Source organism: Herbaspirillum sp. C7C8 (assembly GCF_022627875.1).
Lineage (GTDB): Bacteria > Pseudomonadota > Gammaproteobacteria > Burkholderiales > Burkholderiaceae_D > Herbaspirillum.
Genome location: NZ_JABXGG010000004.1, coordinates 52,080 through 76,447 on the forward strand (window position 1 = coordinate 52,080; position 24,368 = coordinate 76,447).

Genomic DNA, 24,368 nt, shown 5'->3' on the forward strand with positions numbered 1-24,368 from the left:
CCTCTGTTTACCTTTGTTGCGGTAAGCATTACCGCTGGCATGCAATACGACTTCTTTCAACTTCTTTCCAATCTGGGCGGGTGCAATCGTCAACATCGAAATGTCACTACACCGCTCGTCTGTAGCTGCGCCACCTCGCTGTCGGCACTCATCCTGAGATTGCCGGCGTCTTTGCACCACACTTCGCTCAATGCGCCCTGATTACTCGGAAACTCAATGGCAGCGGGCGGAAAAATGCCTGACATTTCACATCCCCCCTCATACGCCAATACCACCCCCGCCTAAACGTCACCTCCCACAAGCCGCTCACCCCCCATGAGTGCAAAAAGCTTCACTTCCCTCACCAACGTACGATTTGAAACGACCGCGTGAGAATTCATGATGCAAGGCAACTACGTGAAGATTCATTTCATTTTCCCCTTGTTCCATCATGCCGGTCGCCCGCGTCTACCTCACCCAGCTGCTCTTGAGTACGCTCTACGCCGGGCTGTTCCTGAGCCTGGCGCCGATCGCCGCGGGTGTGGCCATGCTGTTGCTGCCCCCGGCGACCCTGCAGGAATGGGGACTCCACCCCGGACGGGCCGCCCTACAGCAGCATCGGGAGGCGCTCTACTGGCTGACGGCCGGGCTCATGAGCATCACCCTGGCGGCCTTCTACTACGGTATGGGCCGCGTCATCGTGCTGGCCAAGCCGCGCTGGCGTCCGGCCTACCAGACCACCACCCTGCTCTACATGCTGTTGATGAGCTATGGCGTGGCCATCGCGCTGGTCACCACTACCCGCCCGCACTACCGGCAATGCGAGATGTACACCCAGAAGCTCAATGGCGGCCTGCGCGAGTACCGGGGCGAACAGTTTCGCATCGAATTGTGCGGCAGCGGCAGCGATGCCGACCGGCGCGACCACATCCGCCTGCGCATCTTCGATGAAAAGGGCGAATGGCGCGCAGTACGTTACTTCACCGTGCGATGGGGCGGCCCCTACCCCTTGCTGCTGGACTATGCACGCGACCACTTCGCCTACTTCGATGCCAGCGAAGGCGAAGATGAAGATTTCGTCAAGGTCGTCCCCATGCCGCCCACCCTGGCAGACTGGCTCAGTACCCGCATCCCGCTGCTGGACTAGCGTCGGCGGCAGGGTACTGTGCAAACCAGCGCACGTGCTCGCATCAGAACGTTGTCCAATTAACCATTCCTGTGAAGAAACGCGAGGGCCAGACCTTGATGGTTTGCTACAATGAAGAAAACGACACCCCCTTTTTCTTCACACGATCATGAAACCATCCCAACTCCGGTTCAAAGAGTCCTTGGCAGCGCTGCTGCTGTGCGCATCGGCTGGCCTGGCCGCGCCGCTGGCCCTGGCGCAAACCCCGCCCGCCGGCCTGGCTGCCCAGCCCGCTCCGCCGCCGCCCGAACTGGAGAAGCTGGAAGAAGGCGAACCGCCAGCCGTGACCATCCGCAAGCCCGGCGAAGACAGCCGCAATCAGGGCAACAGCATCAAGGAACGCCGTGACCACGGCCAGACCAAGGAAATCGAGGTCAAGTCCGGCCCCAGCACCTATTACATCCGCCCCAATCCGCAACTGGGCGGCTCCACCCCCGGCGATGCACAAAGCCCGCCACCCAGCTCGGCCCAGTGGAAGGTCGGCGAGTTCGACTGGGGCGTGAAAAAGCCCCAGCAAGGCGAAACCGACGACACCACCAAGAAGTGATCCCGTGATCGCGCCCTTGCCCCTGCGGTGAAGGGCGCATGCACTACCACGTTAGCCGGCCGCACTGCGCGGCCGGTCCAGGAACAGGAAGGTCGGCGTATCTGCCGCCTGCCTCGCGCAGCTGCCGGACCTGTCGGCAATGCGCCTCAGCCAGTACCCTCTTTTCATTTTCGTCATGGCAGTCTTTACACCGGTCAGTCTGGAACAACTCTCGGACTGGATTGAACAATTCCCGCTCGGCCGCGCCACCTCGATCAAGGGCATCTCCTCGGGCATCGAAAACAGCAATTTCTTCATCGGCACGGAGCGCGGTGAATACGTACTCACCCTGTTCGAGAAGCTGCACATCGAACAGCTGCCCTTCTACCTGGAACTGATGCGTCACCTGGCACAACGCGGCATTCCAGTACCCGCGCCGGTGCCCAACGACAAGGGCGCCATCGTCAGTCTGCTCAACGACAAGCCGGCGGCCATCGTCAGCAAGCTCGAAGGCCAGTCCCAGCTGGACCCGCAACCGGTGCACTGCGCCGCTCTGGGCGACATGCTGGCGCGCATGCACCTGGCAGCCAAGGATTTCAAGATCCTGCAGCCCAACCTGCGCGGCCTGGCCTGGTGGCTGGAGACCACCCCGGCCGTACTGCCCTTCCTGCCCACCGAACTGGGCCAGTTGCTCGCCAGCGAAGTGCAGTACCAGAAGGACTTCGCCGCCACCGCCGACTACCGCGCCCTGCCGCGCGGTCCGGTGCATGCCGACCTGTTCCGCAACAATGCGATGTTCGTGGGCGAGCAGCTCTCGGGCATCTTCGATTTCTATTTCGCCGGCTGCGATACCTGGCTCTTCGACCTGGCCGTGACCGTCAACGACTGGTGCGTGGAGCTGGACACGGGCGTACTTGACACCACCCGCAGCGATGCCATGCTGGCCGCCTATCGCGCCGTGCGTCCGTTCTCGGAGGCCGAGCGCATTGCCTGGCAGCCCATGCTGCGTGCCGCCGCCCTGCGCTTCTGGCTGTCGCGCCTGTACGATTTCTACCTGCCGCGCGAAGCCGAAATGCTCACGCCGCATGATCCCACGCACTTCGAACGCATCCTGCGCCTGCGCATCCAGGATGCGCCACCATCGCTGTAAGCACTGGAACCATGGAAAAGATCCCCGCACACACCGGCTGGTCCTGGGTCAAACAGGGCTTCGCCTTGTTCAGAAAACAACCGGCCGAGATCTCGACGCTGTTCTTCGCCTACATGTTCCTGATGCTGGCCCTGGGCATCATCCCGGTGCTCGGCCAGATGCTGCCGCTGATCCTCATCCCGCTGTTCTCGATGTCCTTCATGCAGGCCTGCGCCCAGATCGAGCGCGGTGAACGGGTCTTCCCCAACCTGCTGCTGGTGGGCTTTCGCAGCCCGGCGCGCAATACGCTGTTGAAACTCGGCCTGCTCTACCTGTTGGTGGCCACGCTGGTGGTGGCAGCCTCGGCACTGGCCGATGGCGGCACCTTCTGGAAAGCCATGATGGGTGGCGGGCTGTCGACCAAGGAACTGGAAAGCGCCGCCGGCAGCATGCGCATGGCCATGCTGGTGGCCGCCGCCCTCTATGTACCGGCCGCCATGGCCTTCTGGTACGCGGCGCCCCTGATCATGTGGCAGCAGATGCCGCTGGGCAAAGCCCTGTTCTATAGCTTCTTCACGGTACGCCGTGCCGGTGGCGCTTTCCTGCTCTACGGCCTGGCCTGGATCGTGATCGCCATCGTGGTCCCCACCGTCATCAGCATGGTCATCACGCTGCTGACCGGCAGCATCACGGTGGTGTTCTTCATTTTGCTGCCGATCTCGATAATATTGACGGTCATCATGTACTGCTCGTTCTATCCGACCTACACTAGCGTCTTCGGAAAGCCCCGCAGAGGGTCCGACAGCCCGCAATCCGGAGACAATCCTACCGCCTGACGCCTCATTCCCGTCAGACGGGACCTGCGCCAGGCTGTCGCTGCCTGGCGCGCCCGGCTCGAAGCGTTCGCAAGGGAAAGGCGAACGCTGCCTGCTCGACCGCCCCCCCGCCAGTTGGACTTTCCATCACCACACAGCTTCTTACACGGGGGTACCAGATGCGCATGAACATGCCGGTCACAGGACAGGAGCGCCTGCTCATCGATGGCCGGGCCATCGTTTCCAAGACCGATCTCCAGGGCAACATCACCTACGTCAATCCCTACTTCATCGAAATCAGCGGTTTCGAGGAAGAGGAATTGCTGGGCGCGCCGCAAAACCTGATCCGTCATCCCGACATGCCGTCCGAAGCCTTCGCCGACATGTGGGCCACGATCAAAGGTGGTACGCCCTGGACCGGGCTGGTCAAGAACCGCAGCAAGAACGGTGACCATTACTGGGTCCGTGCCAACGTCACGCCCATCCGCGAGAACGGCCAGGTGGTCGGCTACATGTCGGTGCGGACCAAGCCTGAACGCGCAGCCGTGGAGGGAGCCGAGCAACTTTACGCCCGCATCCGGCGCGGTCAGGCCAAGGGGATCGCCCTGCATCGCGGCGAGGTGGTGCGCACGGGACTGGCGGGATGGCTGGGAAAGCTCGGCCGCATGCAGTTGAATACGCGCCTCAATCTTTCCATGGGCGTGATGCTGGCCATCCAGATCGCGGTCGTGGTGGCCGGCATGATGACGCTGCACCAGTGGTGGATCAGCGCGCTGGCGGCGGCCGCGGCACTGCTGTCGGTGGTGCAGTGGATCGCCCTGCGCGCCGCGCTCATCAAGCCTTTGCAGCAGGCGCTGGACATTACGCATGCCATCACCGGTGGCGATCTCTCGGTGCGCATCGAGAGTGCCCGCCATGATGAGCTGGGGCGCCTGCTGGCCTCGCTGCGCCAGATGAATGTAAATCTGACCGCCATCATCGGCGACGTGCGCTCCAACGTCGAGACCATCAACCTGGCCACGCGCGAAATCGCTACCGGCAACATGGACCTGTCGCGCCGGACCGAACAGCAGGCGGCCAACCTCGAAGAAACCGCGTCGAGCATGCACCAGCTGGCCGGGACAGTGCGCCAGAATGCCGATCACGCGGGCCAGGCCAACGAGCTGGCCGGCACCGCATCGGCCATTGCCATGCGCGGTGGCGATGCCGTGGCCAGCACCGGCACGACGATGAACGAGATCAGCGAATCCTCCAACAAGATCGTCGACATCATTGGCCTCATCGACAGCATCGCCTTCCAGACCAACATTCTGGCGCTCAACGCCGCCGTGGAAGCAGCGCGTGCCGGCGAGCAGGGCCGCGGCTTTGCCGTGGTGGCCTCGGAAGTGCGCATGCTGGCGCAGCGCTCGGCGGCAGCGGCCAAGGAGATCAAGCAGTTGATCGACGACTCGGTAGCCAAGGTGGAAGTAGGCAACCGCCAGGTCGAGCAGGCCAGCAGCACCATGCGCGACATCGTGGCGTCGGTGCAGCGGGTCTCGGGCATCATGAGCGAGATCAACGAAGCGACCCAGCAGCAGAGCGCGGGCATCAACCAGGTGCACGAAGCCATCACGCAGATGGATGCCAGCACCCAGCAGAATGCCTCGCTGGTGGAAGAAGCGGCGGCCGCCGCCACCAGCCTGGAAGAGCAGACCATGCGTCTGCTTCAGGCGATTTCGGTGTTCAAGTTCCAGCGCAAGTAGGCGCTGCGCTCAAGCGCCCTCTCCCTGCAAGGGTGCAAACGGCGCATAAATGGCCCGATAGCGTTGCAAGCGCACCTGCAGGGCCGCATGCCTTGCCGCATCCGGCTGGTACAGCGCCTGCCGGGCCGGTTTGCGGCAGACCTCGGCTTCGTCACCCCCATCGGCCAGCCAGGCCAGCCGTGCCGCACCCAGCGCACCACCGGCTTCACTACCCACGTGCGTGACGATGCGGACCTCCAGCGCATCGGCGAGCAATTGTGCCCAATAGACGCTACGCGCTCCACCCCCTACCAGCGACAATTCGGCCACATCCGTGCCCGCTGCACGCAGTGCATCCAACCCATCCACCATGCCGAAGGCCACGCCCTCGAGTACCGCATAACCGAGGGCGGCACGCTGGTGTTCCGGGGTCAGCCCGTGGAAGACGCCGGTCGCATAGGGATCATTGTGGGGGGTGCGCTCGCCCGAGAGATACGGCAGGAACAATGGGGCATTGTTGCGCGCTTCTTTATCGAGTTGCTCGATCTCGGCCAGCAGGCTTTTCTCGTCCACCGAACACAGACGGCAGAACCAGCGCAGGCAACTGGCCGCCGAAAGCATCACGCTCATCTGGTGCCAGCGCTGCGGCAGCGTATGACAGAAGGCGTGAATCGCGCGTCCTGGATTCGGGCGGAAGCGGTCATTGACCACGAACAGCACGCCCGAGGTGCCCAGCGAGAGGAAGCCATCACCGGGCCTGACTGCACCGATCCCGACCGCACTGGCCGCACCATCGCCAGCACCACCAGCAACGATGACGTCCGCATCCAGCCCCCACGCCTGCGCCACTTCCGGCAACAACGTACCGGACACCGCACTGCCATCGACCAGCATGGGCATCTGGTCGCGCCGCATGCCCGAGGCGGCCAGCAATTCATCGGACCAGTTGCGTCCTTCCACATCCAGCCACAGCGTGCCCGCCGCATCCGACGGATCGGAGACCTTGCCACCGGTCATCATCAAACGCAGCCAATCCTTGGGCAGCAGCACGGTAGCGATGCGCGCAAACAGCTGCGGCTCATGCCGCGCCACCCATAGCAGCTTGGGCGCGGTGAAGCCCGGCATGGCCAGGTTACCGGCGATGCCATGCAGGCGCGGCGCGCGGCGTTCCAGCTCGGCGCATTCGGGAGCACTGCGCGAATCGCTCCAGAGGATGGCCGGACGCAGCACGGCATCCTGCGCATCCAGCAACACCGCTCCGTGCATCTGCCCCGACAGGCCAATGGCGCGGATGCTGCCAAAACGCTCACTGCCGAGCTGCTCGCGCAGCTTGTCCACGGTGGCACAGGTGGCCTGCCACCAATCGGCAGGGTTCTGCTCGGACCAGCGCGGATGCGGGCGCGAGACGCTCAGCGTACTTCCGGCCAATGCCAGCAGCGCGCCCGCGTCGTCAATCACCACCGCCTTGACCTCGGACGTACCCAGGTCGATCCCAAGATACATGGTGCTCCTCGTTATTCGTTATCCGTCACGGAACGGCAATTCTATGCTGCCTCGCCCACAAAGGGCAGCCTCAGCGCGCCTGCGTCAGCCACTGCTGCACGCGCTCATGGGCCGTACGTACCAGCGCCACCAGCCGCGCATCACCGGCCAGTTCGCCCCACAGCACGGCATCCTGACAGAAGGCCAGCACGACATCCTCGGCCTCCAGCATGCGGCGCGCAGCGGCTGCATCGAAGATGCCGTCCTGGTATTCGTAAGGCAGCTGGCCAGCCGCCCAGCGCTGCAGGAAGGCCAGGAACAGGGCTGGCAGCATGGCGGTGGCCTGCGGATGACGGCCCGCATCGAGGCTCTCCTGCAAGGTCGGACGGATGAAGCCGGGGATCTTGGAATAGCCATCGGCGGCCACGCGCTGGTTGGTGTCCTGGATGGCCGGGTTGGAGAAGCGCGCCAGCGTCGTATCGCGGTACGCCGCCAGGTCGATGGGGCTGGGCGTGAGACAGGGGATCACGTCCTGCGTTACGTAGTCATGCGCCATCTGGCCGATATCGTCGCGCAGCGTGCCCTCGTGGATGTATTGCAGCCCAACCAGCGTACCGGCCCAGGCAATGCAGCTATGGCTGGCATTGAGGATGCGGATCTTGGCTTCCTCATAGGGCAGCACCGACTGCACCATCTCCACGCCCGCCGCCTCCAGGCGTGGACGACCGGCCTTGAAGTCGTCTTCGATCACCCATTGGATGAAGGACTCGCCCATCAGGGCGCAGGGATCGTCGACACCTGTCTTTTCCTTCACACGGGCCGCAACCGCCGGTGTTGGGCGGGGTGTGATGCGGTCCACCATGGCGTTCGGGCTGCTGGTGTTGGCCTCCATCCAGGCCACCAGTGCGGTCTCGCCGCGCAGCCTCAGGAACTGGCGCAGACCATCACGAAAACGCTCGCCGTTGTGGCGCAGGTTGTCGCAGTTCAGGAGCGTCAGGGCCGCTTGCGGATGCACCTGGCTGCGCGCACGCAGGATCGCGGCAATCGTGCCGTAGATGGTGCGGGGCGTACCGCTGCCATCGAGGGCGCAACGCAGATCATCGGCCAGGTCGGGGTTGCCGGTGTCGAGCTGGTAGTGGTGGTCGAGGTAGTAGCCGCCTTCGGTCACGGTAAAGGAGATGATGCGAGTACGTTCTTCGACACCAGCGGCGATCAGTTGCTTGAGCTGCGCATCCCACGGCAGGATGCGGCCGATGGCGGCGATGCGCTGGTAGCTGCGCTCACCCTGGGGCGTGACGGTTTCCAGCGTGTACTGGCCCTGCTGGCGCGCCAGCGCCTCCAGCAGCGGGCTCATGTCGGCGCGGATATTGGCCAGCGCCAGTTGCCAGCGACGGTCGGCACCACTCTCGCGCAAGGCATTGAGGTAGACCGCCTGATGGGCGCGATGGAAGGAGCCGGCGCCGATGTGCAGCCAGGTGAGGCTGTCGGCGGCGTCCTGGTCGGGAGAGGTGGCGGTACGGGTCATGCCTGGTCCTTGTCGATGAAGTGAATGTACGGAGAGGTCAATGCTGGCGCTGCGCCGCCCCGCTCGATGCCAGGCGCGGCAAGGCCTGACCGTCGGCACCGAACAGGTGACAGCGCGCCGGATCAGCGGCCAGGTGCAAGAGGCTGCCATGCGGCGGATCGAGACTGTCGGGAACCCGCAGGATCAACGCATCTTCGCTGCCCTCATAGGCCGCATAGAGGTAAGAGAAATCGCCCAGCAGCTCCAGCGCCGTGCAGCGTGCCTGCAGCGCGGCCTGGCCTTCGGCGATGTTGAGATGTTCCGGACGCACGCCCAGCGTGACCTTCTGGCCCGCCTGCAGCGTGCTGCCGTCGACGGCTGCCCATTGCAGGCCGCCACCGGGCAACTGCACCTGTACACCCTCGGCCTGGATGGCGGCCACGCTGCCATCGATGAAGTTCATCTTGGGCGAACCGATGAAACCGGCCACGAAGCGATTGGCCGGATGGTGATAGAGCTGCTGGGGCGAGCCTACCTGTTCGATGCGGCCCTCGGAGAGCACCACGATCTTGTCGGCCAGGGTCATGGCTTCGATCTGGTCGTGGGTGACGTAGATCATGGTGGTCTTGAGTTCATCATGCAGCTTGGCGAATTCCAGGCGCATCTTCACGCGCAGGGCTGCATCCAGGTTCGACAGCGGTTCATCGAACAGGAACACGCTTGGCTGGCGCGTGATGGCACGACCGATGGCCACGCGCTGGCGTTGGCCGCCGGAGAGCGCACGGGGCTTGCGGTCCAGCAGGTGATCGATGTGCAGGATCTTCGCCGCATGCTGGACGGCGGCATCGATCTCGGCCTTGGACTTGCCGGCGATCTTGAGGCCGAAAGCCATATTGTCGTACAGGCTCATGTGCGGATACAGCGCATAGGACTGGAACACCATGGCCACGCCGCGCTTGGAGGCGGGTACGTCGTTCATGCGGCGGGTGCCGATGTCGAGGTCGCCATCGCTGATCTCTTCGAGTCCTGCGATCATGCGCAGCAAGGTCGACTTGCCGCAGCCCGAGGGACCGACGAAGACGACGAATTCGCCATCCTCGATATCCAGATTGATGTCGCGCATGACTTCGTTGTCGTCGTAGCGCTTGGCCAGATTTCTGATGCTCACGGCTGCCATGGGATTCTCCTCGTTCTCTTGTAGGGGGGACTGCGCGCTGCTTGTTGCTTGTTCAGCGCAGCCAGATCAATTCACTCACCAGTTGCGGAAACTGTTTCATGTCCTCGAAGACCTGATGCGCACCGGCCTCCTTCAGTTTGCGCGCCATCGCCTTGCGGTCATGCGCCACACCGGTGAAGCCCAGTACGTGCATGCCGGCGGCCACCGCCGCTCGCACGCCAGTGACGCTGTCATCGACCGCCACGCAACGCGCCGGTTCGACGCCGAATCCGGCGGCAGCGGCGAGATACACATCCGGCGCAGGCTTGGGATGGGCCACATCGTGACCGCTGTAGATTCGTCCGGCAAACTGCGGATACAAACCGCAGCGACGCAGGCCCGCCTCGATGCGTGGTGCGTCGCTGTTGCTGGCCACCGCGCGCGGCAGGCGGATCGCCTGCAAGGCCTCGACCACGCCCGGCACCGGCTGCGCTTCTTCGCCGCAGGCCAGCGCCACGCTCTGATGGATGCGCTCGGTGCGGATCGCATCCAGACCCAGCTCGAATTCCATATCGACTTCGCCCAGCAGGATGTCGGTGTACATGCCCAGACGATGAGCAATGGCGCTATGCAGGGCGGCACTGCGCTGTGCCTCGTGCTGCGCGTCGTCAGCCCCGCTGCAGGCCGGCAGCAGCGGCAGCAATTCACGATGCAGCACGCGCAGCGCGATGCTCTCGCTGTCGAGCAATACGCCGTCGCAGTCACAGATTAGATGGGTGATCGCCTGACGGACCATCATCATTTCACCGCGCCGAAGGTCAGGCCGCGTACCAACTGCTTCTGTGCCAGCCAGCCCAGCGCCATGATGGGAGCAATGGCCAGCAGCGACGCCGCCGACAGCTTGGCCCAGAACAATCCTTCCGGATTGGAATAGGAGGCAATGAAGACCGTCAACGGCGCCGCATCGATGCTGGTCAGGTTGAGGCTCCAGAAGGCTTCATTCCACGACAGGATGACCAGCAGCAGGGCCGTGGAGGCCAGCCCCGGCATGGCCGTCGGCAGGAGCAGGTAAATCATTTCCTGCCAGGCGTTGGCACCATCGATGCGGGCTGCCTCGAGAATTTCCTTGGGCACGTCATTGAAGTAGGTGAAGGCCATCCACACCGCGATGGGCAGGTTGATGAGCGTGTAGATGATGGTCAGGCCGGTCACCGTATCGAGCAGGCCGGTATTCTTGGCCAGCAGGTAGATCGGGATCAGCACCCCCACCGCCGGCATCATCTTGGTGGAGAGCATCCACAGCAGCAGCTTCTGCGTGCGACCGGTCGGGAAAAAGGCCATCGAGTAAGCAGCCGGTACCGCCAGCAGCAGCGACAGCAGGGTCGAGCCCAGCGAGACGATCAGCGAATTCTGCACATAGCCCAGGTAGTGGCTGCGACTGAAGACTTCGCGGAAGGTGTCCAGCGTTGGCAGGAAGATCAGCGAGGGTGTATAGGCCTGAGATTCGGTCTTGAAGGCCGTCACCGCCACCCAGAAGATGGGGAAGAACAGCACGATGGCGCAGGTCCAGCCCAGCAGCGTTACCCACAGGGGGCTTTTCTTTGGATCGCTCATTTTTCGTTGACTCCCTTGAGGTTCCTGGCCAGCATGCGCACCAGGAAGAACGAGACGATATTGGCCAGTACCACCGCGAAGATGCCGCCGGCCGAGGCGATACCGATATCGAACTGCTGCAGGCCGATCGAATAGACCAGGAAGGTCAGGTTGGTGGTGGCCGTACCGGGGCCGCCTGCGGTGGTGGTGAAGATTTCAGCGAAGATCGACAGCAGGAAGATGGTCTCGATCATGATCACCACGGTGATGGCGCGCTTCAAGTGCGGCAGCACGATGTAGAAGAAGATGCGCACCGGTCCCGCGCCATCCAGTTGGGCGGCTTCCTTCTGGTCGGTATCGAGCGACTGCAAGGCCGTCAGCAGGATCAGGAAGGCAAACGGAATCCACTGCCAGGCCACGATGATGATGACCGACAGCATGGGAAATTCGGCCAGCCAGTCGATGGGTTCCAGCCCCAGATGGCGCATCACGTAAGCCAGGATGCCGTAGACCGGGTGCATGATCATGTTCTTCCAGATCAGCGCGGCCACCGTGGGCATCACGAAGAAGGGGCCGATGACCAGCAGGCGCGCAATGCCGCGTCCGCGGAAAGGCTGGTCGAACAGCACCGCCAGCAAGGTGCCGCCGATCACGCTGATGGCCAGCACCGAACCGATCAGCAGGGCGGTATTGCCAATGGAGGGCCAGAAGGCCGGGTCCTGCAACAGGAAGACGTAATTCTCCAGGCCGACGAAACCGGTCTGGTCAGGTGCCAGGAGGTTGTAGCGATTGACCGAGAAATAGATGGTCATCGCCAGGGGCACGATCATCCAGGCCAGCAGGATCAGCACCGAGGGCATCTGCATCAGGCGGATGGGATTGAAGCGCTCCTTGCGCGGCGGACTGGTCTGCTGCCTGCGGGCAGCAGGCTGGGAAGAACTCTGCATCATCGGTGAGGTGGACGACACCTGGGTGGAGTGGATCGTGGACATGACGGCCTCGGCATTTCAATCCGGCTGCCCGCTCGCAAGCAGCGGGCAGCCGGGGGGAACGGCGCGGTGCCGGTCGGCATAGAGGCATGCCGCTCACACCGCGCGCGGGGCATGCAGCACGCTGCATGCCATCGGAAGGACCTGCGCGACGCCTTACTTGAGGTAGCGCCCCTGGCGCATCATCCGCACGGCCTGAGCCTGGGCTGCATCCAGTGCGGCGTCGGCACTGGTCTTGCCGGCCAGCGCACCGGCAATGGCCTGGCCGGTGACGGTTCCGATCGACTGGAACTCGGGGATGGTGGCGAACTGTACACCGGTATAGGGCACCGGCTTCAAGGTCGGCTTGTTGGCATCCGCCGTCTGGATCGCATCGAGCACGAAGTCGGAGAAGGGCGAGACCTTCTTGTACTCGGCCGAGGCATAGGTCGAGTTGCGCGTACCCGGCGGTACCAGGGCCCAACCGGAATCCTTGGCCACCAGGTTGATGTATTCCCTGGAGGTGGCCCATGCGGCAAACTTCCTGGCCGCGTCCTGCGATTTGGAGGACTTCGGTACGGCCAGCGACCAGATCCATAACCAGTGCGAACCCTTGTCGGTCACCTGCATCGGCGCCGGCGCAAAGGCGGTCTTGTCGGAGACCTTGGAATCCTTGCCGTGATAGAGCATGCCGGCGGCCACCGTGGCATCGACCCACATGCCGCACTTGCCGCTGGAGAACAGCACCAGGTTTTCATTGAAACCATTGGAGCTGGCGCCCGGCGGACCGTACTTGCGCATCAGGTCGACATAGAAATTGACCGACTTCTTCCACTCCGGCGAAGACAGCTGCGGCTGCCACTTCTCATCGAACCAGCGACCACCCCAGGCATTGGCCATGGTGGTGATGATGGCCATGTTCTCACCCCAGCCGGCGCGGCCGCGCAGGCAGATGCCATAGACCCCCTTGGCCGGATCATGCAGTTGCGCGGCCAGCTTGGCGATCTCGTCCCAGGTCGGACGCTGCGGCATGGTCAGCTTCTTTTGCTCGAACAGATCCTTGCGGTAATAGGTCATCGAGCTTTCGGCGTAGAACGGCAGCGCGTAGAGCTTGCCATCGACCGTCAGTCCTTCGCGCACCGGCTTGATCAGGTCGGCTTCATCGTAGTCCGCCGGCAGGCCGGTCATCGGCGCCAGCCAGCCTTTCTTGGCCCAGATCGGCGCTTCATATGCACCGATGGTCATCAGGTCGAACTGACCGCTGTTGGTGGCGATGTCAGTGGTCAAACGCTGGCGCAGCACGCTCTCTTCCATCGTGACCCAGCGCAGCTTGATGTCGGGATGGGCCTTCTCGAAGGCCGGTGCCAGCTTCTGCAGCTCGATCATGTCGGGGTTGTTGATGGACGCGATGTTCAGCGTCACCGGCTCGGCCTGCGCCAGCCCGGCAGCAAACAGAGTCGAGATGGCCGCAGCGGCCAGGGTGAAGCGAACGCGGGTGAAGCCGGACGCACGAGGGCGCACGAGTTTGGACATGCTGGTCTCCGAATGTTATGGGCCCTCCTGCACGTTCTTCCTGGGTGGCAGCGGCCGGTCAGGCCCATGCACGCATGCAGGGAAAGGCGATTTTTGCGAACGAGTTTTGAGCAAATATTATTTTTATGGGCAAATATTCATCGATTCTCGAATTCGTGTCAAGCATTTGCTTTTCGATTGAGCATTTGCCCAAGCTTCGCAATAATGGCGTGGTCAACTGGCCGTAAAATGGCGACCCAGCAGGGAATTCACCCCGATCAACATCACAGAGACAGTCCGCGCCCGCCTGCATGGTCATGGCGGGGCGGCTGGCGAGGAGAACATGTCTAGCAGCGCATCCAAACTGGACCTGGCGGCGCGCGCCGCGTGGATGTACTACGTGGCCGGCAACACCCAGAACGAAATTGCCGAGCGGCTCGGTATCTCGCGCCAGATGGCGCAGCGCATGGTGGCCTATGCGGCCGATGCCAACCTGGTGAGGGTGCAGATCACGCATCCGGTCTCCTCCTGCCTGGAGCTGGCGCAGGGCCTGCAAGAGCGCTACGGGCTGGAAGTCTGCCGGGTAGTGCCGGGGGCGGGCGGTGCGGACAATCCCAACGAATCGCAGGAAGTGCAGCAGATGCTGGCCGTGGCCGGGGCCGAGGTGATGGAGCAATATCTCAGTTCGCAGGCGCCACTGGTGGTCAATGTCGGCTCGGGGCGCACGCTCAAGGCGGCCATCGAGCGCCTGTCGGAACTGGAGCGCCCGCAGCACCAGATCGTCTCGATGATCGGCGCCTTTGCCTCCGACGGGTCGGCCAATCGCTACGACGTCGCCCTGCAAGCGGCAGAAAAACTGGGCGCGCGTTTCTACCTGCTGCCCGCGCCGCGCGTAGCCGAGAGCGAACGCGACCGTCAGCAGTGGTGCAACCACCGCGCCTACAAGATCGTGACCGGCCTGGCCGAACGCGCCGACGTGACCTTCCTTGGCATCGGCACCATCGCCCTGCAGGGCGCGATGCACGAAGACGGTTTCATCGACGACGAGGAAGTGGCCGACCTGCAGCGCCAGGGCGCGGTGGGCGAGATGATCTGCCACGCCTTCGATAGAGACGGCGCCATGCTGAGCTCCTCGCTGGCCGCACGGGTGACCACACCGCCGCTGGCGCAGGCCCCGCAACGGCCCGTGATCGCGCTGTCCGGCGGCAGCAAGAAAGCCGACGCCGTGCGTGCGGCCTTGCGCGGCGGCTGGCTCACGGGTCTCGTCACCGACGAGACCTGCGCGCGCCACGCATTGCAGGATTGAGCCAGCTACGCATTGACTACCTTACACAACGACAAGCCCACGGAGACCAGCATGACCCAGAGCGCCGCATTCGTCGTCTTCGGCGAAGCCCTGACCGATTTCATCCGCCAGCCTGACGGCCAGTGGCGCGCCATTCCTGGCGGTGCCTGCTGGAACGTGGCGCGCGCCGCCGCCCGCCTGGGCGTGGCCACCGGCTATGCCGGCAGTGTCAGCACCGATGTCTTCGGGGCCGAGCTGTATGCCTTGACGCAAGCGGCCGGACTGGACATGCGCTTCACCCAGCAGCACGCCAAGGCTCCCTTGCTGGCCATGGTGACCTCGACCACGCCGCCCGATTACTTCTTCATCGGCGACGACAGCGCCGACCTGCATTTCGACCCGCAGCGCCTGCCGGCCGGATGGCTGGACGAGGCGCGCGTACTGCACTTCGGCTGCATCAGCCTGACCCGCGAACCATTGGCCTCGCGGCTGTTGCAGATCGCCCAGGAAGCGGCGCTGCGCAACAAGAAGATCGCCTTCGATCCGAACTGGCGCAAGCTGATGGACAGCCCGTCGTATCGCATCCTGTTCCAGCAATTGCTGTCGCTGTCGCACTACGTGAAGGTTTCCGACGAAGACCTGGAGCGCCTCTTCCCCGGTGACACCAATGCACTGGCCACCCTGCAATCCCTGGCCCCGCAGGCGGAGATTCTGTACACCCTGGGCGCCAGGGGCATGCAGTGGATCAAGGGCGAGCAGGTCATCGACCAGCCGGCCTATCGTGTCGAGGTAATCGACACCGTGGGCTGCGGCGACGCCTCCATGGGCGGCTGGATTGCCAGCCAGTTGCGCCAGCCGGAGGCCCCCGCCCAGGTCCATCTGCAATGTGCGGCGGCCGGCGCGGCCATTGCGGCCTCGAAGGCGGGCGCATATGCCGCCACGTGGGACGAAGTACAAGCCATGATCGGTCACGGCTGACCGATTATTTGCGTTCCCCCTATACGGTTAGAATCCCTGCTTCTGAATTGCTCCCCCCTGACTTCCATGAATAAACCCCCTCTGCGCAGCGTCAGCATTGCCGATGCAAGCCAGGATGCGCCCCTCTCGCAAGCCCAGAAGAAGTTCAATGACCTGATCAAGCAGATCGGCAAGCGGCGCGCTGGTCTGCAGGAATGGGAGAGTGCCACGGCGGACTTCCAGAAAAAGTATCTTGCTCAATTCCTGCCGCTGGACCGGGAGTTGCAGGAGCTCAATGGCAGGCTGGTCCGGCGTCTGCATGAAGCATGGCCGCAGAAGGGCTTGACCAAGGGTGAGCGGGGCATGCTCTCGGAACTGATAGCCGACATGGCGCATCGCCTGCTTGTGAAGAATGATGACCCGGAACTCAAGCTCATCTACAACCAGCACAGTGCGTCCGACTATGATCTGGAGGCCGACGCGGATCTCAACGAGGTCAGGGAGGTAATCGAAGACATGCTGGACATTGATCTGGGTGACGACCTGGGCAGTGCAACGCCGGAAGAGATCATGCAGCGCATGGAAGCCCTGCTCGAGGAGCGGGAGCGGGAGCAGTTGGCAGCGGAGCAAGCACGCGAGGAGCGTCGCGCCAGCCGGAAGAAGTCGCCCCGCCAGCGCGCGGCGGAAGTCAAACGCGAGACTGAGCGTACCGAACTGAGCCAATCCATCCGCGCTGTCTACCGCAAGCTGGCCAGCGCCCTGCATCCCGACCGCGAACCTGACGCCACCGAGCGTGAACGCAAGACCTTGCTGATGCAGCAGGTCAACCAGGCGTATGAAAAGAACGATCTGCTCAGACTGCTTGAGCTCCAGCTGGAACTGGAACATATCGACCAGGCTGCATTGAACGACATCAGTGCGGAACGATTGAAGCATTACAACCAGATTCTCAAGGAACAGCTGGCCGAGCTGGATCAGGAAATTTTCCACGTCGAGCAGCATTTCAGGCAGACCTATGGACTGCCGCCGTTTGCGCGCGTGTCACCCAAGAGCGTCGTGCGCGATCTGAACAAGGAAATGACCTGGATGCGCGAAGACGGCAAGGCGCTGCGCTCGATGTTGGCGGATTTCGAGGATGTCCAGCAGATCAAGGTCTGGCTGAAGCAACAGAGACTAAGGGGAATGGGGGAGTTTTGAGGGGGTGTTCTCCCCGTTGTCCATTTCAACACAACGGGGCGTTTTCCTGTTCAACACCACCTCAACAGCGACAGTGGACCCTCAGATTTTCTCCAGCTTGGCCACCGACAGATCCAGCAGTTTCATGCCGAACTTGCCGAAGTTGATCTGCGCCCGCGCCGCGCCACCACCACCCTCGATGTTGACGATGACGCCCTCGCCAAACTTGGCATGCGACACGTTCTGTCCGATGCGCCAGCCGGAATCGGTCTGGCGCGAGAAGCTCTGGGCAATCTTGTTGTTGCCCGCCTCCGGCACTTCATCCCAGGCCGACTTGGGATTGGCGAACCAGTGATGCTGGGCGATCTTGGGCGAGAGCCACTTGATCGACTGCTCCGGCATTTCATCGAAGAAGCGTGAGCGCATGTTGTAGCGTGTCTGGCCGTGCAGCATACGGGTCTGCGAGAAGGTCATGAAGAGGCGCTTCCTCGCCCGCGTGATGGCCACGTACATCAGGCGGCGCTCTTCTTCCACGCCGCCCTCTTCCTTGGCACTGTTCTCGTGCGGGAACAATCCTTCTTCCATGCCGGTGATGAAGACCGCGTCGAATTCCAGTCCCTTGGCCGAGTGCACCGTCATCAGCTGCAAGGCATCCTGGCCGGCCTGGGCCTGGTTGTCGCCGGCCTCCAGCGAGGCATGCGAGAGGAAGGCCGACAGCGGCGACATGATGGTCACCAGCGGGGCATCGGCATCGAGCACTTCCACACCATCCGCGGTGGTGATGGCCGTGCCGGCCGCGGGTTGCGCCTGCGGGCCGAGGAAGGCCGGGGCGTCCAGGCCATAGCCTTCTTCCGAGACGAAGAGCGTAGCAGCACTGACCAATTGCTCCAGGTTCTCGATGCGGTCTGCGCCTTCCTTTTCGTTGCGGTAGTGGGTCATCAGGCCGGACAGGTCCAGCACCACCTTGACCATTTCGGGCAGGGGCAGATGCTGGGTTTCGAATCGCGCGCCTTCGATCAGCTTGATGAAGGCGTTCAGCGATGAGCCCGCCTTGCCCGCCACATAAGGCACGGCGGCATAGAGCGAGCAGCCATACTGGCGCGCCGCATCCTGCAAGGACTCCATGGCCTTGGCACCGATGCCGCGCGTGGGAAAGTTGACCACGCGCAGGAAGGCCGAGTCATTGTGCAGGTTGTCCATCAGCTGCAGGTAGGCAATCGCGTGCTTGATTTCGGCGCGCTCGAAGAAGCGCTGGCCGCCATAGACGCGATAGGGAATGGCCGAGCTGAAGAGCGCATGTTCCAGCACGCGCGACTGCGCATTGGAACGATAGAGGATGGCGATCTCGCTACGCGCCCAGCCTTCGGCGATCAGATCCTTGACCTGTTCGATGATCCACTGCGCTTCCTGCAGGTCGCTGGTGGCTTCATAGACGCGCACCTGCTCGCCGTGACCGGCATCGGTGCGCAGGTTCTTGCCCAGACGCTTGCTGTTGTTGGCGATCAGTTCGTTGGCGGTATCCAGGATGTGGCCGTGCGAGCGATAGTTCTGCTCCAGCTTGATCAGGTTTTCCACATGGAATTCCTGTTCGAAGGCCGACATGTTGCCAACGTTCGCCCCACGGAAAGCGTAGATGCTCTGATCATCGTCGCCCACCGCGAAGACCGCACCGTGCTGGCCGGCCATGAGTTTCAACCACTTGTATTGCAGGTCGTTGGTGTCCTGGAACTCGTCGACCAGGATGTGACGGAAGCGGCCCTGGTAGTGCTCGCGCAAGGGCTGGTTGCGCGAGAGCAATTCATAGGTGCGCAAGAGCAGCTCGGCAAAATCGACCACACCTTCGCGCTGACATTGCTGGTCGTAGAGCTCGTAGAGTTCGACGAACTTGCGGTTGTAGTCGTCGTAGGCATCCACATCCTTGGCGCGCAGGCCCTGGTCCTTGGCGCTGTTGATGAAGTACATCAGGTTGCGCGGCGGATACTTCTCGTCGTCCACGTTCATCTGCTTCAACAAACGCTTGATGGCCGAGAGCTGGTCCTGCGTATCGAGGATCTGGAAGGTCTGCGGCAGTCCGGCATCCTTGTGATGCGCGCGCAGCAGACGATTGCAGAGTCCATGGAATGTGCCGATCCACATGCCGCGCGTATTGATGGGCAGCATGCCCGACAGGCGCGCGGTCATTTCCTTGGCGGCCTTGTTGGTGAAGGTCACCGCCAAGATGCCCGAGGGCGAGACCTGCCCGGTCTGGATCAGCCAGGCGATGCGGGTGGTCAGCACCCGGGTCTTGCCGGAACCGGCACCGGCCAGGATCAGCGCCGATTGCGCGGGCAGCGTCACGGCGGCGAGCTGCTCGTCATTGAGGTTGTGGAGAAGATTTTGCATCCCGCGATTATAAAGGGCGCGTGCCATGACCGGGCGGGCAGGCGCAGCGCTATACTGCGGCCAGTTGATTTATCCACAGCCGTTTTCAACTCACCACGCTCCCGCTCATGCGCCGTCTGTCTTCCCGCCCCCTCTACGCCCTCCCCCTGTTGGCCGCCCTGCTGCTCACCGCCTGCGCCACGACGCCCCCACCGGCATCGCGCAGCGATGTCGAACAACTGCTGACACTGCAGAAGACCCGCCTGGATGTGGCCACGCCCGTGGCCCGCAGCAAGTGGAACTCGCACGCCCCCATCGACGACCCGGTGCGCGAAGCGGTGATTCTCGACGACGTCGCTGCCCGCGCGCAGAAACTGGGCCTGGATGCCGCCTGGACGCGGCGCTTCTTCCAGGACCAGTTCGAGGCCGGCAAGATCGTGCAGCGCGACCTGCATCGCCAGTGGCGCGTGGAGCAACGCCCGCCCTTCACCAATCCGCCTGACCTGGCGCTGCAGGTGCGCCCGGTCCTGGATCGCCTCACGCCTGACCTGCTGGCGGCCCTGGCACGCCTGAACGGCCACTGGTGCGAACCGGCCGTGCAGCGCGATCTGGCCGAGCTGGAACCGGAAATCCTCGGCGCCGACTATGCGCCGGCCGTGCGCGCGCGGGCCACCGAAGCGCTGCGCTGCCAGCATTGAGATGCGCCCGGGCGGCAACATGCCGTCGCACAAAAACGACTAAGTTGCTGAATTGACAGGAAAAAATCTTTTGCTGTCCTGCAGCATTTTTAGGGCGGGAGTAGAATTCGGGTTGCTGTTCACGCGCACACCGGCGCGCGCGGCCTTCTCTTCCGGCTTGTTGTTCCGGATTCACGTTCCGATTTTCCCGCCATGTCCGACGATTCCTGTAGTCCCAGTTCCACCGGCACGTCCGTGCCTGCCGCCGCGCCGCGTCCGCTGACGCCGGCCAGGGTCACGCGGCAGATCATTTCTACCGCCTTCTTCACCTTCCTGGTTTATCTGGCCATCGGTATCCCGATGGCGGTGCTGCCGGGCTACATCCACCTGGACCTGGGCTATAGCTCGGTGATCGCCGGGCTGGGCATCAGCGTGCAGTACTTCGCCACCTTCGTGAGCCGCGCCAATGCCGGTCGCATGATCGATACCATGGGCGCCAAGCACACCGTCATGCGCGGCATGCTGCTGTGCTCGGCCAGCGGCGGCTTGCTGCTGCTGTCGGCCCTGGCGCAGCCGCTGCCCTTCCTGTCGCTGGTACTGCTGTTTGCCAGCCGCGCTTTCCTGGGCCTGGGCGAGAGTCTGGTCGGCACCGGCGCCATCATGTGGGGCGTGGGGCGCGTGGGTGCGGAGAACACCGCCAAGATGATCTCCTGGAACGGCATTGCCACCTATGCCGCGCTGGCCATCGGCGCCCCGCTGGGCGTGGTGCTGGATCGCTCGCTGGGCTTTGCCGTGATCGGCCTGACGGGCATGCTGCTCACCGTGCTGGGCTATCTGCTGGCGCGCGGTGGTCCGGTCACGCCGGTGGTCCCGGGTGAACAGCTGTCCTTCAAACTGGTGCTGCGCAAGGTGTTTGCGTATGGCATGGGCCTGGCCTTCGGCACCATCGGCTTCGGTTCGATCGCCACCTTCATCACCCTCTATTACGCCGACCAGCACTGGAGCGGGGCGGCCTTTGCGCTGACCGCCTTCTCCTCCGCCTTCGTCGGTGCGCGCCTGCTGTTTGCCAATGTCATTACGCGCTTTGGTGGATATCGCGTGGCCGTGGTGTGCTTCCTGACCGAGTCCGTCGGACTGTTGCTGCTGTGGAGCGCCACCACGCCGGCACTGGCGCTGCTGGGCGCGGGCCTGGCCGGCTTCGGCTTTGCGCTGGTGTTCCCGTCGCTGGGGGTGGAAGCGGTCAGCCTGGTGTCGCCGGCCAATCGTGGCGCGGCACTGGCGGCATATTCGGTATTCCTCGATCTGGCATTGGGCGTGACCGGCCCGCTGGCCGGGGCCATCGCAGGACAGCTGGGGTATGCGCAGGTGTTCCTGTTTGCCGCCATCGCAGCCATTGGTGGCGTGGCCTTGTCGCTGTCCTTGTATCGCAGTGCGCAGCAGGGCGCGAAGACTTGATCTGATTGCGATTGCAGGCAGTGCACCTCGGGCTGATAGGTTTTGATCTATCGGCCCGATTGATTTATAGGCGTGCATTTATCTCTAAAATCGATTGAAATAGGGAACGTCGGCCCCACTGTCTCATCAATAGTTGCGTGGTCGCAGTTTGTCCGTCTGCGATTTGCAATAGAATCGCGGAGTGCGCAGTGTTATGTACCCGCTTACGAAAAACCGAACAGCTAAGGAGCGAATGATGGCAAAGAAGAATGTGGCAGCCCCCTCGATCAACATCGGCATCAACGACAAGGACCGCAAGAAGATTGCTGACGGCCTGTCCAAGCTGCTGGCCGACACCTACACGCTGTACCTGAAGACCCACAACTTCCACTGGAACGTGACCGGTCCGATGTTCAACACCCTGCATCTGATGTTCGAAGGCCAGTACAACGAACTGGCACTGGCAGTGGACCTGATCGCTGAACGCATCCGCGCGCTGGGTTATCCGGCACCGGGTTCGTACAAGGAATTCGCCAAGCTGTCTTCGATCCCCGAAGCCGAAGGCGTGCCCAATGCCCAGGAAATGATCGCCCAGCTGGTGGCCGGCCAGGAAGCCGTGACCCGCACCGCGCGTTCGATCTTCCCGACCGTCGATGCGGCCGCTGATGAACCGACCGCCGACCTGCTGACCCAGCGCATGCAGCTGCATGAAAAGAATGCGTGGATGCTGCGCAGCCTGCTGGAAGGCTGACGCAAGAGTTGGTTCTTTTGCGAGGCATGTAAAGCGCTCGCACGCTGTATCCTGCAGCCCCGGTCGTTCACTCGGCCGGGGCTGTTTTTTTATCGAGCGATAGCCTCGGCAGGCACGGTGTGAGTCAGTCGCGTCTTCAGCGCTTCATTGCCGAAGTCATCATCCGGGGGTTGCGGATTTCCGCAAGGAAACATTAGAATGCGGGCCAGTGTTGCATCAGGGAGGGATACTTGATGAGCACAGGATCTTCGCATGCCCAAAGCGCCCCCGGGTCTGGAACAGCTGCTTCGAGACTATCTCTACACCCGCATTCTGCGGCGGGTTTCCCCGTTTCACCCCCTCTCCCAAAATGAACCGTTAGTAAACCGGCTTGACGACGGCGAACGGTTGTCACGCGACTTTACGCTGGTACTCGAGCGCTTGGCCGATCACATCTGGTTTGAACTCGAAGACTTGCCCTGCCGCCCGGTCGACATGACGCGGAGTGCAGTGTCATGACGACCAAAGGTGTCATCCTCGAACAGGCTGACAGGTCGTTCACGCACATCGAGCCGCACGGTGGCGGTGCCAACGCGGCCATCAAGGCAGAGACTGCGGCCGAGAAAACGTTTTGGCAGAAGTCCAGTCCCTGGGTGCACGGTGTGCTGGGCGTGGCCAGTTTCGTTCCGGGGTTGTCGGTCATCACGGGGGCGATTGATGCAGCCATCTATACCGCCGAGGGCGACTACGTTGAAGCGGGGATTGCTGCGGCGAGCATGATCCCGGGTGGCAAGGTAGTCACGACGGCAGGCAAGGTGGCCAAGCGTGCGGTCAGTGCGACGAGAGTCGCCAAGGGCGCGCGCGACGCTGAAGAAACTAGCAAAGCCGTGAGGTCTGCAAGAGAAGCCGTAGAACGCGCCAAGGCCGCGAAGGACGCTAATCCCGGCAAAGCGACTCAGACAGGCGGTGGCAGCAAGAGGGGCGGCAAAGATACAACTATCAAGAAAAAGGAGAAAGGGCCTTGCGATCATTTACGACGGGGCAGTGGCAAAGGGCCTTATCGAGGAGGAGCACACAGCCAGACGAGCAAGCCTGTTAACGACGGAAAAGATTCGCATCATATGCCTGTTAGAGAGGTGAGCCCCTTAGATCCGAGGGATGGCCCCGCGATTCAAATGGCTCCCACAGATCACGGCAAGACAAAGAGTAACGGCAACAAGGGACTTCAAGGAGAATTGTATCGTGAGATGATTAAAGATCTGCTCAACAAAGGCGAATGGAGAAAAGCCATGGCCATCGAAATAAGGGATGTACGCCGGATATCAAGAGGTATTGATAGCCCGCGAAAATACAATGAAGCCATGCTTGAGATGCTCGAATATTTTAAGTGCCTCGAAAAACACGGATTACTAAAATAGTGCAAGGACTATGAATAGCCAATTTGAAATTCAGCCATATTCAGGCGTAGGTGATCTTCGCTTCGGCATGAACCGCGTAATGATTGAAAAGTTGATCGGTACGCCTATCGCGAAAGAAAAAGGCTTCTCTGGCGAGACCACAGAGTACCGGCGAGACAATGGATTACTGACGACTTACGATTTGAACAAGGACGCGCTTGTCGAAGTTGGATTTAGCCGGAACATACTTGAATTGGAGTTTGACGGCAGCAGGATCTTCACTGATCCACCAAAGGAAATATTTAGAAAGTTGGTCAATCTCGATGGCAATCCATACGAAAGCGTCGGGTTTATCGTTTTGCTCAATCTCGGTATCACGCTAACGGGATTTCATGACGATGATATCTACCAACGTGCAGTCACCGTGTTCACCCGAGGTCGTTGGGACGATCTGCTTCAAAAATTAAAGCCCTTCGATTTTGTGAATTTCTAGAACCCATTTCATAAATAGGCGTGAGTGCGGGCGAGTCCCGTTTGGGATGAAGTGCAAGGCGCGAATTTGGGTCAAGACTGGGCGTCTTGACCCAAATTCGTAACGCAGCAATTCGCCCAAACGGGCCGCTCCCTCCGGGTTCTGTCCAGAACGCATCTCACGCCTATTTATGAAATGGGTTCTAGAATCCGCCAAGTGATGCAAGACCTCCCGAATTGAAACCATTTTCTGCATGAGCATTGCGGCAGAAAACCACGCTGGACGGGATTCATCAGATATAAGGCGTC

21 protein-coding genes and 1 pseudogene are annotated in these 24,368 nt (G+C 62.3%); 14 read left to right on the top strand and 8 right to left on the bottom strand.

Going from position 1 to position 24,368, the window contains the following annotated elements; all coding sequences use genetic code 11:
* Positions 1 to 430 precede the first annotated feature (430 nt).
* The 5 genes from HWE01_RS06710 to HWE01_RS06730 all read left to right on the top strand — a co-directional run bounded on the left by HWE01_RS06710 (position 431) and on the right by HWE01_RS06730 (position 5,377).
* Positions 431 to 1,126 (top strand): hypothetical protein, encoded by a 696-nt coding sequence (locus HWE01_RS06710; RefSeq protein ID WP_241821393.1) that lies wholly within the window; start codon positions 431 to 433, stop codon positions 1,124 to 1,126.
* A 148-nt stretch (positions 1,127 to 1,274) separates the two neighbouring features.
* Complete coding sequence (locus tag HWE01_RS06715; protein ID WP_008334824.1) at positions 1,275 to 1,712, top strand: hypothetical protein; 438 nt, start codon at positions 1,275 to 1,277, stop codon at positions 1,710 to 1,712.
* Positions 1,713 to 1,887: 175 nt separating this feature from the next.
* Positions 1,888 to 2,841 carry a homoserine kinase gene (locus HWE01_RS06720; RefSeq protein WP_241821394.1) on the top strand — a complete coding sequence of 318 codons (954 nt, stop codon included), beginning with the start codon at positions 1,888 to 1,890 and terminating at the stop codon, positions 2,839 to 2,841.
* An 11-nt stretch (positions 2,842 to 2,852) separates the two neighbouring features.
* On the top strand, positions 2,853 to 3,656 hold the full coding sequence (locus HWE01_RS06725) for a BPSS1780 family membrane protein (protein ID WP_008334820.1): 804 nt from the start codon (positions 2,853 to 2,855) through the stop codon (positions 3,654 to 3,656).
* A 158-nt stretch (positions 3,657 to 3,814) separates the two neighbouring features.
* Positions 3,815 to 5,377 (top strand): methyl-accepting chemotaxis protein, encoded by a 1,563-nt coding sequence (locus HWE01_RS06730; protein ID WP_241821395.1) that lies wholly within the window; start codon positions 3,815 to 3,817, stop codon positions 5,375 to 5,377.
* Between the two features lie 9 nt (positions 5,378 to 5,386).
* Here the strand turns inward: HWE01_RS06730 and xylB are convergent, their stop codons facing one another.
* From xylB to HWE01_RS06765, 7 genes and pseudogenes are all read right to left on the bottom strand, one after another.
* On the bottom strand, positions 5,387 to 6,859 hold the full coding sequence (xylB, locus tag HWE01_RS06735; protein ID WP_241821396.1) for a xylulokinase: 1,473 nt from the start codon (positions 6,857 to 6,859) through the stop codon (positions 5,387 to 5,389).
* Positions 6,860 to 6,929: 70 nt separating this feature from the next.
* Complete coding sequence (dalD, locus tag HWE01_RS06740) at positions 6,930 to 8,363, bottom strand: D-arabinitol 4-dehydrogenase (RefSeq protein WP_241821397.1); 1,434 nt, start codon at positions 8,361 to 8,363, stop codon at positions 6,930 to 6,932.
* A gap of 37 nt (positions 8,364 to 8,400) precedes the next feature.
* On the bottom strand, positions 8,401 to 9,519 hold the full coding sequence (locus HWE01_RS06745; RefSeq protein ID WP_008334806.1) for an ABC transporter ATP-binding protein: 1,119 nt from the start codon (positions 9,517 to 9,519) through the stop codon (positions 8,401 to 8,403).
* Positions 9,520 to 9,571: 52 nt separating this feature from the next.
* Positions 9,572 to 10,297 carry an HAD family hydrolase gene (locus HWE01_RS06750; RefSeq protein WP_241821485.1) on the bottom strand — a complete coding sequence of 242 codons (726 nt, stop codon included), beginning with the start codon at positions 10,295 to 10,297 and terminating at the stop codon, positions 9,572 to 9,574.
* Positions 10,297 to 11,076: pseudogene (locus HWE01_RS06755) on the bottom strand (carbohydrate ABC transporter permease); the annotation flags it as partial. The pseudogene HWE01_RS06755 and the gene HWE01_RS06750, both read right to left, overlap by 1 nt.
* A gap of 32 nt (positions 11,077 to 11,108) precedes the next feature.
* Positions 11,109 to 12,083: a carbohydrate ABC transporter permease gene (locus HWE01_RS06760; protein ID WP_241821398.1), complete on the bottom strand. Its 975-nt coding sequence runs from the start codon at positions 12,081 to 12,083 to the stop codon at positions 11,109 to 11,111.
* 153 nt (positions 12,084 to 12,236) lie between these two features.
* The gene (locus tag HWE01_RS06765; protein ID WP_008334797.1) at positions 12,237 to 13,592 is read right to left on the bottom strand and encodes an ABC transporter substrate-binding protein; all 1,356 of its coding nucleotides are present in this window, start codon (positions 13,590 to 13,592) and stop codon (positions 12,237 to 12,239) included.
* A 322-nt stretch (positions 13,593 to 13,914) separates the two neighbouring features.
* Between HWE01_RS06765 and HWE01_RS06770 the strand changes: the two genes are divergently transcribed.
* The 3 genes from HWE01_RS06770 (at position 13,915) to HWE01_RS06780 (ending at position 17,010) form a co-directional block, all read left to right on the top strand.
* Complete coding sequence (locus HWE01_RS06770) at positions 13,915 to 14,877, top strand: sugar-binding transcriptional regulator (protein WP_008334792.1); 963 nt, start codon at positions 13,915 to 13,917, stop codon at positions 14,875 to 14,877.
* 51 nt (positions 14,878 to 14,928) lie between these two features.
* The gene (locus tag HWE01_RS06775; RefSeq protein ID WP_008334791.1) at positions 14,929 to 15,834 is read left to right on the top strand and encodes a carbohydrate kinase family protein; all 906 of its coding nucleotides are present in this window, start codon (positions 14,929 to 14,931) and stop codon (positions 15,832 to 15,834) included.
* A 66-nt stretch (positions 15,835 to 15,900) separates the two neighbouring features.
* Positions 15,901 to 17,010: a J domain-containing protein gene (locus HWE01_RS06780; protein WP_008334789.1), complete on the top strand. Its 1,110-nt coding sequence runs from the start codon at positions 15,901 to 15,903 to the stop codon at positions 17,008 to 17,010.
* A gap of 81 nt (positions 17,011 to 17,091) precedes the next feature.
* Here the strand turns inward: HWE01_RS06780 and HWE01_RS06785 are convergent, their stop codons facing one another.
* Positions 17,092 to 19,371, bottom strand: a complete 2,280-nt coding sequence (locus HWE01_RS06785; protein ID WP_241821399.1) for a UvrD-helicase domain-containing protein — start codon at positions 19,369 to 19,371, stop codon at positions 17,092 to 17,094.
* A gap of 107 nt (positions 19,372 to 19,478) precedes the next feature.
* Between HWE01_RS06785 and aroQ the strand changes: the two genes are divergently transcribed.
* From aroQ to HWE01_RS06815, 6 genes are all read left to right on the top strand, one after another.
* Positions 19,479 to 20,048: a gamma subclass chorismate mutase AroQ gene (aroQ, locus tag HWE01_RS06790; protein WP_034351626.1), complete on the top strand. Its 570-nt coding sequence runs from the start codon at positions 19,479 to 19,481 to the stop codon at positions 20,046 to 20,048.
* Positions 20,049 to 20,240: 192 nt separating this feature from the next.
* On the top strand, positions 20,241 to 21,482 hold the full coding sequence (locus tag HWE01_RS06795) for an MFS transporter (protein ID WP_034351625.1): 1,242 nt from the start codon (positions 20,241 to 20,243) through the stop codon (positions 21,480 to 21,482).
* A 235-nt stretch (positions 21,483 to 21,717) separates the two neighbouring features.
* Complete coding sequence (locus tag HWE01_RS06800) at positions 21,718 to 22,212, top strand: Dps family protein (protein WP_008334773.1); 495 nt, start codon at positions 21,718 to 21,720, stop codon at positions 22,210 to 22,212.
* 252 nt (positions 22,213 to 22,464) lie between these two features.
* Entirely contained in the window at positions 22,465 to 22,710 is a 246-nt protein-coding gene (locus HWE01_RS06805) for a hypothetical protein (RefSeq protein ID WP_241821400.1), read from the top strand.
* Complete coding sequence (locus HWE01_RS06810) at positions 22,707 to 23,609, top strand: hypothetical protein (RefSeq protein ID WP_241821401.1); 903 nt, start codon at positions 22,707 to 22,709, stop codon at positions 23,607 to 23,609. Before HWE01_RS06805 ends, HWE01_RS06810 begins: the two co-directional genes overlap by 4 nt.
* Positions 23,610 to 23,619: 10 nt before the next feature.
* Positions 23,620 to 24,081 (top strand): hypothetical protein, encoded by a 462-nt coding sequence (locus tag HWE01_RS06815; protein ID WP_157174309.1) that lies wholly within the window; start codon positions 23,620 to 23,622, stop codon positions 24,079 to 24,081.
* Positions 24,082 to 24,368: the final 287 nt, after the last annotated feature.

What these genes read in the sequence shown, in the direction of transcription:
- HWE01_RS06805 (WP_241821400.1), top strand. Translation starts at nt 22,465, where the DNA reads ATGCCCAAAGCGCCCCCGGGTCTGGAACAGCTGCTTCGAGACTATCTC.
- dalD (WP_241821397.1), bottom strand. Translation starts at nt 8,363, where the DNA reads ATGACCCGTACCGCCACCTCTCCCGACCAGGACGCCGCCGACAGCCTC.
- HWE01_RS06745 (WP_008334806.1), bottom strand. Translation starts at nt 9,519, where the DNA reads ATGGCAGCCGTGAGCATCAGAAATCTGGCCAAGCGCTACGACGACAAC.
- xylB (WP_241821396.1), bottom strand. Translation starts at nt 6,859, where the DNA reads ATGTATCTTGGGATCGACCTGGGTACGTCCGAGGTCAAGGCGGTGGTG.
- HWE01_RS06785 (WP_241821399.1), bottom strand. Translation starts at nt 19,371, where the DNA reads ATGCAAAATCTTCTCCACAACCTCAATGACGAGCAGCTCGCCGCCGTG.
- HWE01_RS06765 (WP_008334797.1), bottom strand. Translation starts at nt 13,592, where the DNA reads ATGTCCAAACTCGTGCGCCCTCGTGCGTCCGGCTTCACCCGCGTTCGC.
- HWE01_RS06760 (WP_241821398.1), bottom strand. Translation starts at nt 12,083, where the DNA reads ATGTCCACGATCCACTCCACCCAGGTGTCGTCCACCTCACCGATGATG.
- HWE01_RS06810 (WP_241821401.1), top strand. Translation starts at nt 22,707, where the DNA reads ATGACGACCAAAGGTGTCATCCTCGAACAGGCTGACAGGTCGTTCACG.
- aroQ (WP_034351626.1), top strand. Translation starts at nt 19,479, where the DNA reads ATGCGCCGTCTGTCTTCCCGCCCCCTCTACGCCCTCCCCCTGTTGGCC.
- HWE01_RS06775 (WP_008334791.1), top strand. Translation starts at nt 14,929, where the DNA reads ATGACCCAGAGCGCCGCATTCGTCGTCTTCGGCGAAGCCCTGACCGAT.
- HWE01_RS06800 (WP_008334773.1), top strand. Translation starts at nt 21,718, where the DNA reads ATGGCAAAGAAGAATGTGGCAGCCCCCTCGATCAACATCGGCATCAAC.
- HWE01_RS06770 (WP_008334792.1), top strand. Translation starts at nt 13,915, where the DNA reads ATGTCTAGCAGCGCATCCAAACTGGACCTGGCGGCGCGCGCCGCGTGG.
- HWE01_RS06795 (WP_034351625.1), top strand. Translation starts at nt 20,241, where the DNA reads ATGTCCGACGATTCCTGTAGTCCCAGTTCCACCGGCACGTCCGTGCCT.
- HWE01_RS06715 (WP_008334824.1), top strand. Translation starts at nt 1,275, where the DNA reads ATGAAACCATCCCAACTCCGGTTCAAAGAGTCCTTGGCAGCGCTGCTG.
- HWE01_RS06750 (WP_241821485.1), bottom strand. Translation starts at nt 10,297, where the DNA reads ATGATGGTCCGTCAGGCGATCACCCATCTAATCTGTGACTGCGACGGC.
- HWE01_RS06730 (WP_241821395.1), top strand. Translation starts at nt 3,815, where the DNA reads ATGCGCATGAACATGCCGGTCACAGGACAGGAGCGCCTGCTCATCGAT.
- HWE01_RS06710 (WP_241821393.1), top strand. Translation starts at nt 431, where the DNA reads ATGCCGGTCGCCCGCGTCTACCTCACCCAGCTGCTCTTGAGTACGCTC.
- HWE01_RS06720 (WP_241821394.1), top strand. Translation starts at nt 1,888, where the DNA reads ATGGCAGTCTTTACACCGGTCAGTCTGGAACAACTCTCGGACTGGATT.
- HWE01_RS06815 (WP_157174309.1), top strand. Translation starts at nt 23,620, where the DNA reads ATGAATAGCCAATTTGAAATTCAGCCATATTCAGGCGTAGGTGATCTT.
- HWE01_RS06725 (WP_008334820.1), top strand. Translation starts at nt 2,853, where the DNA reads ATGGAAAAGATCCCCGCACACACCGGCTGGTCCTGGGTCAAACAGGGC.
- HWE01_RS06780 (WP_008334789.1), top strand. Translation starts at nt 15,901, where the DNA reads ATGAATAAACCCCCTCTGCGCAGCGTCAGCATTGCCGATGCAAGCCAG.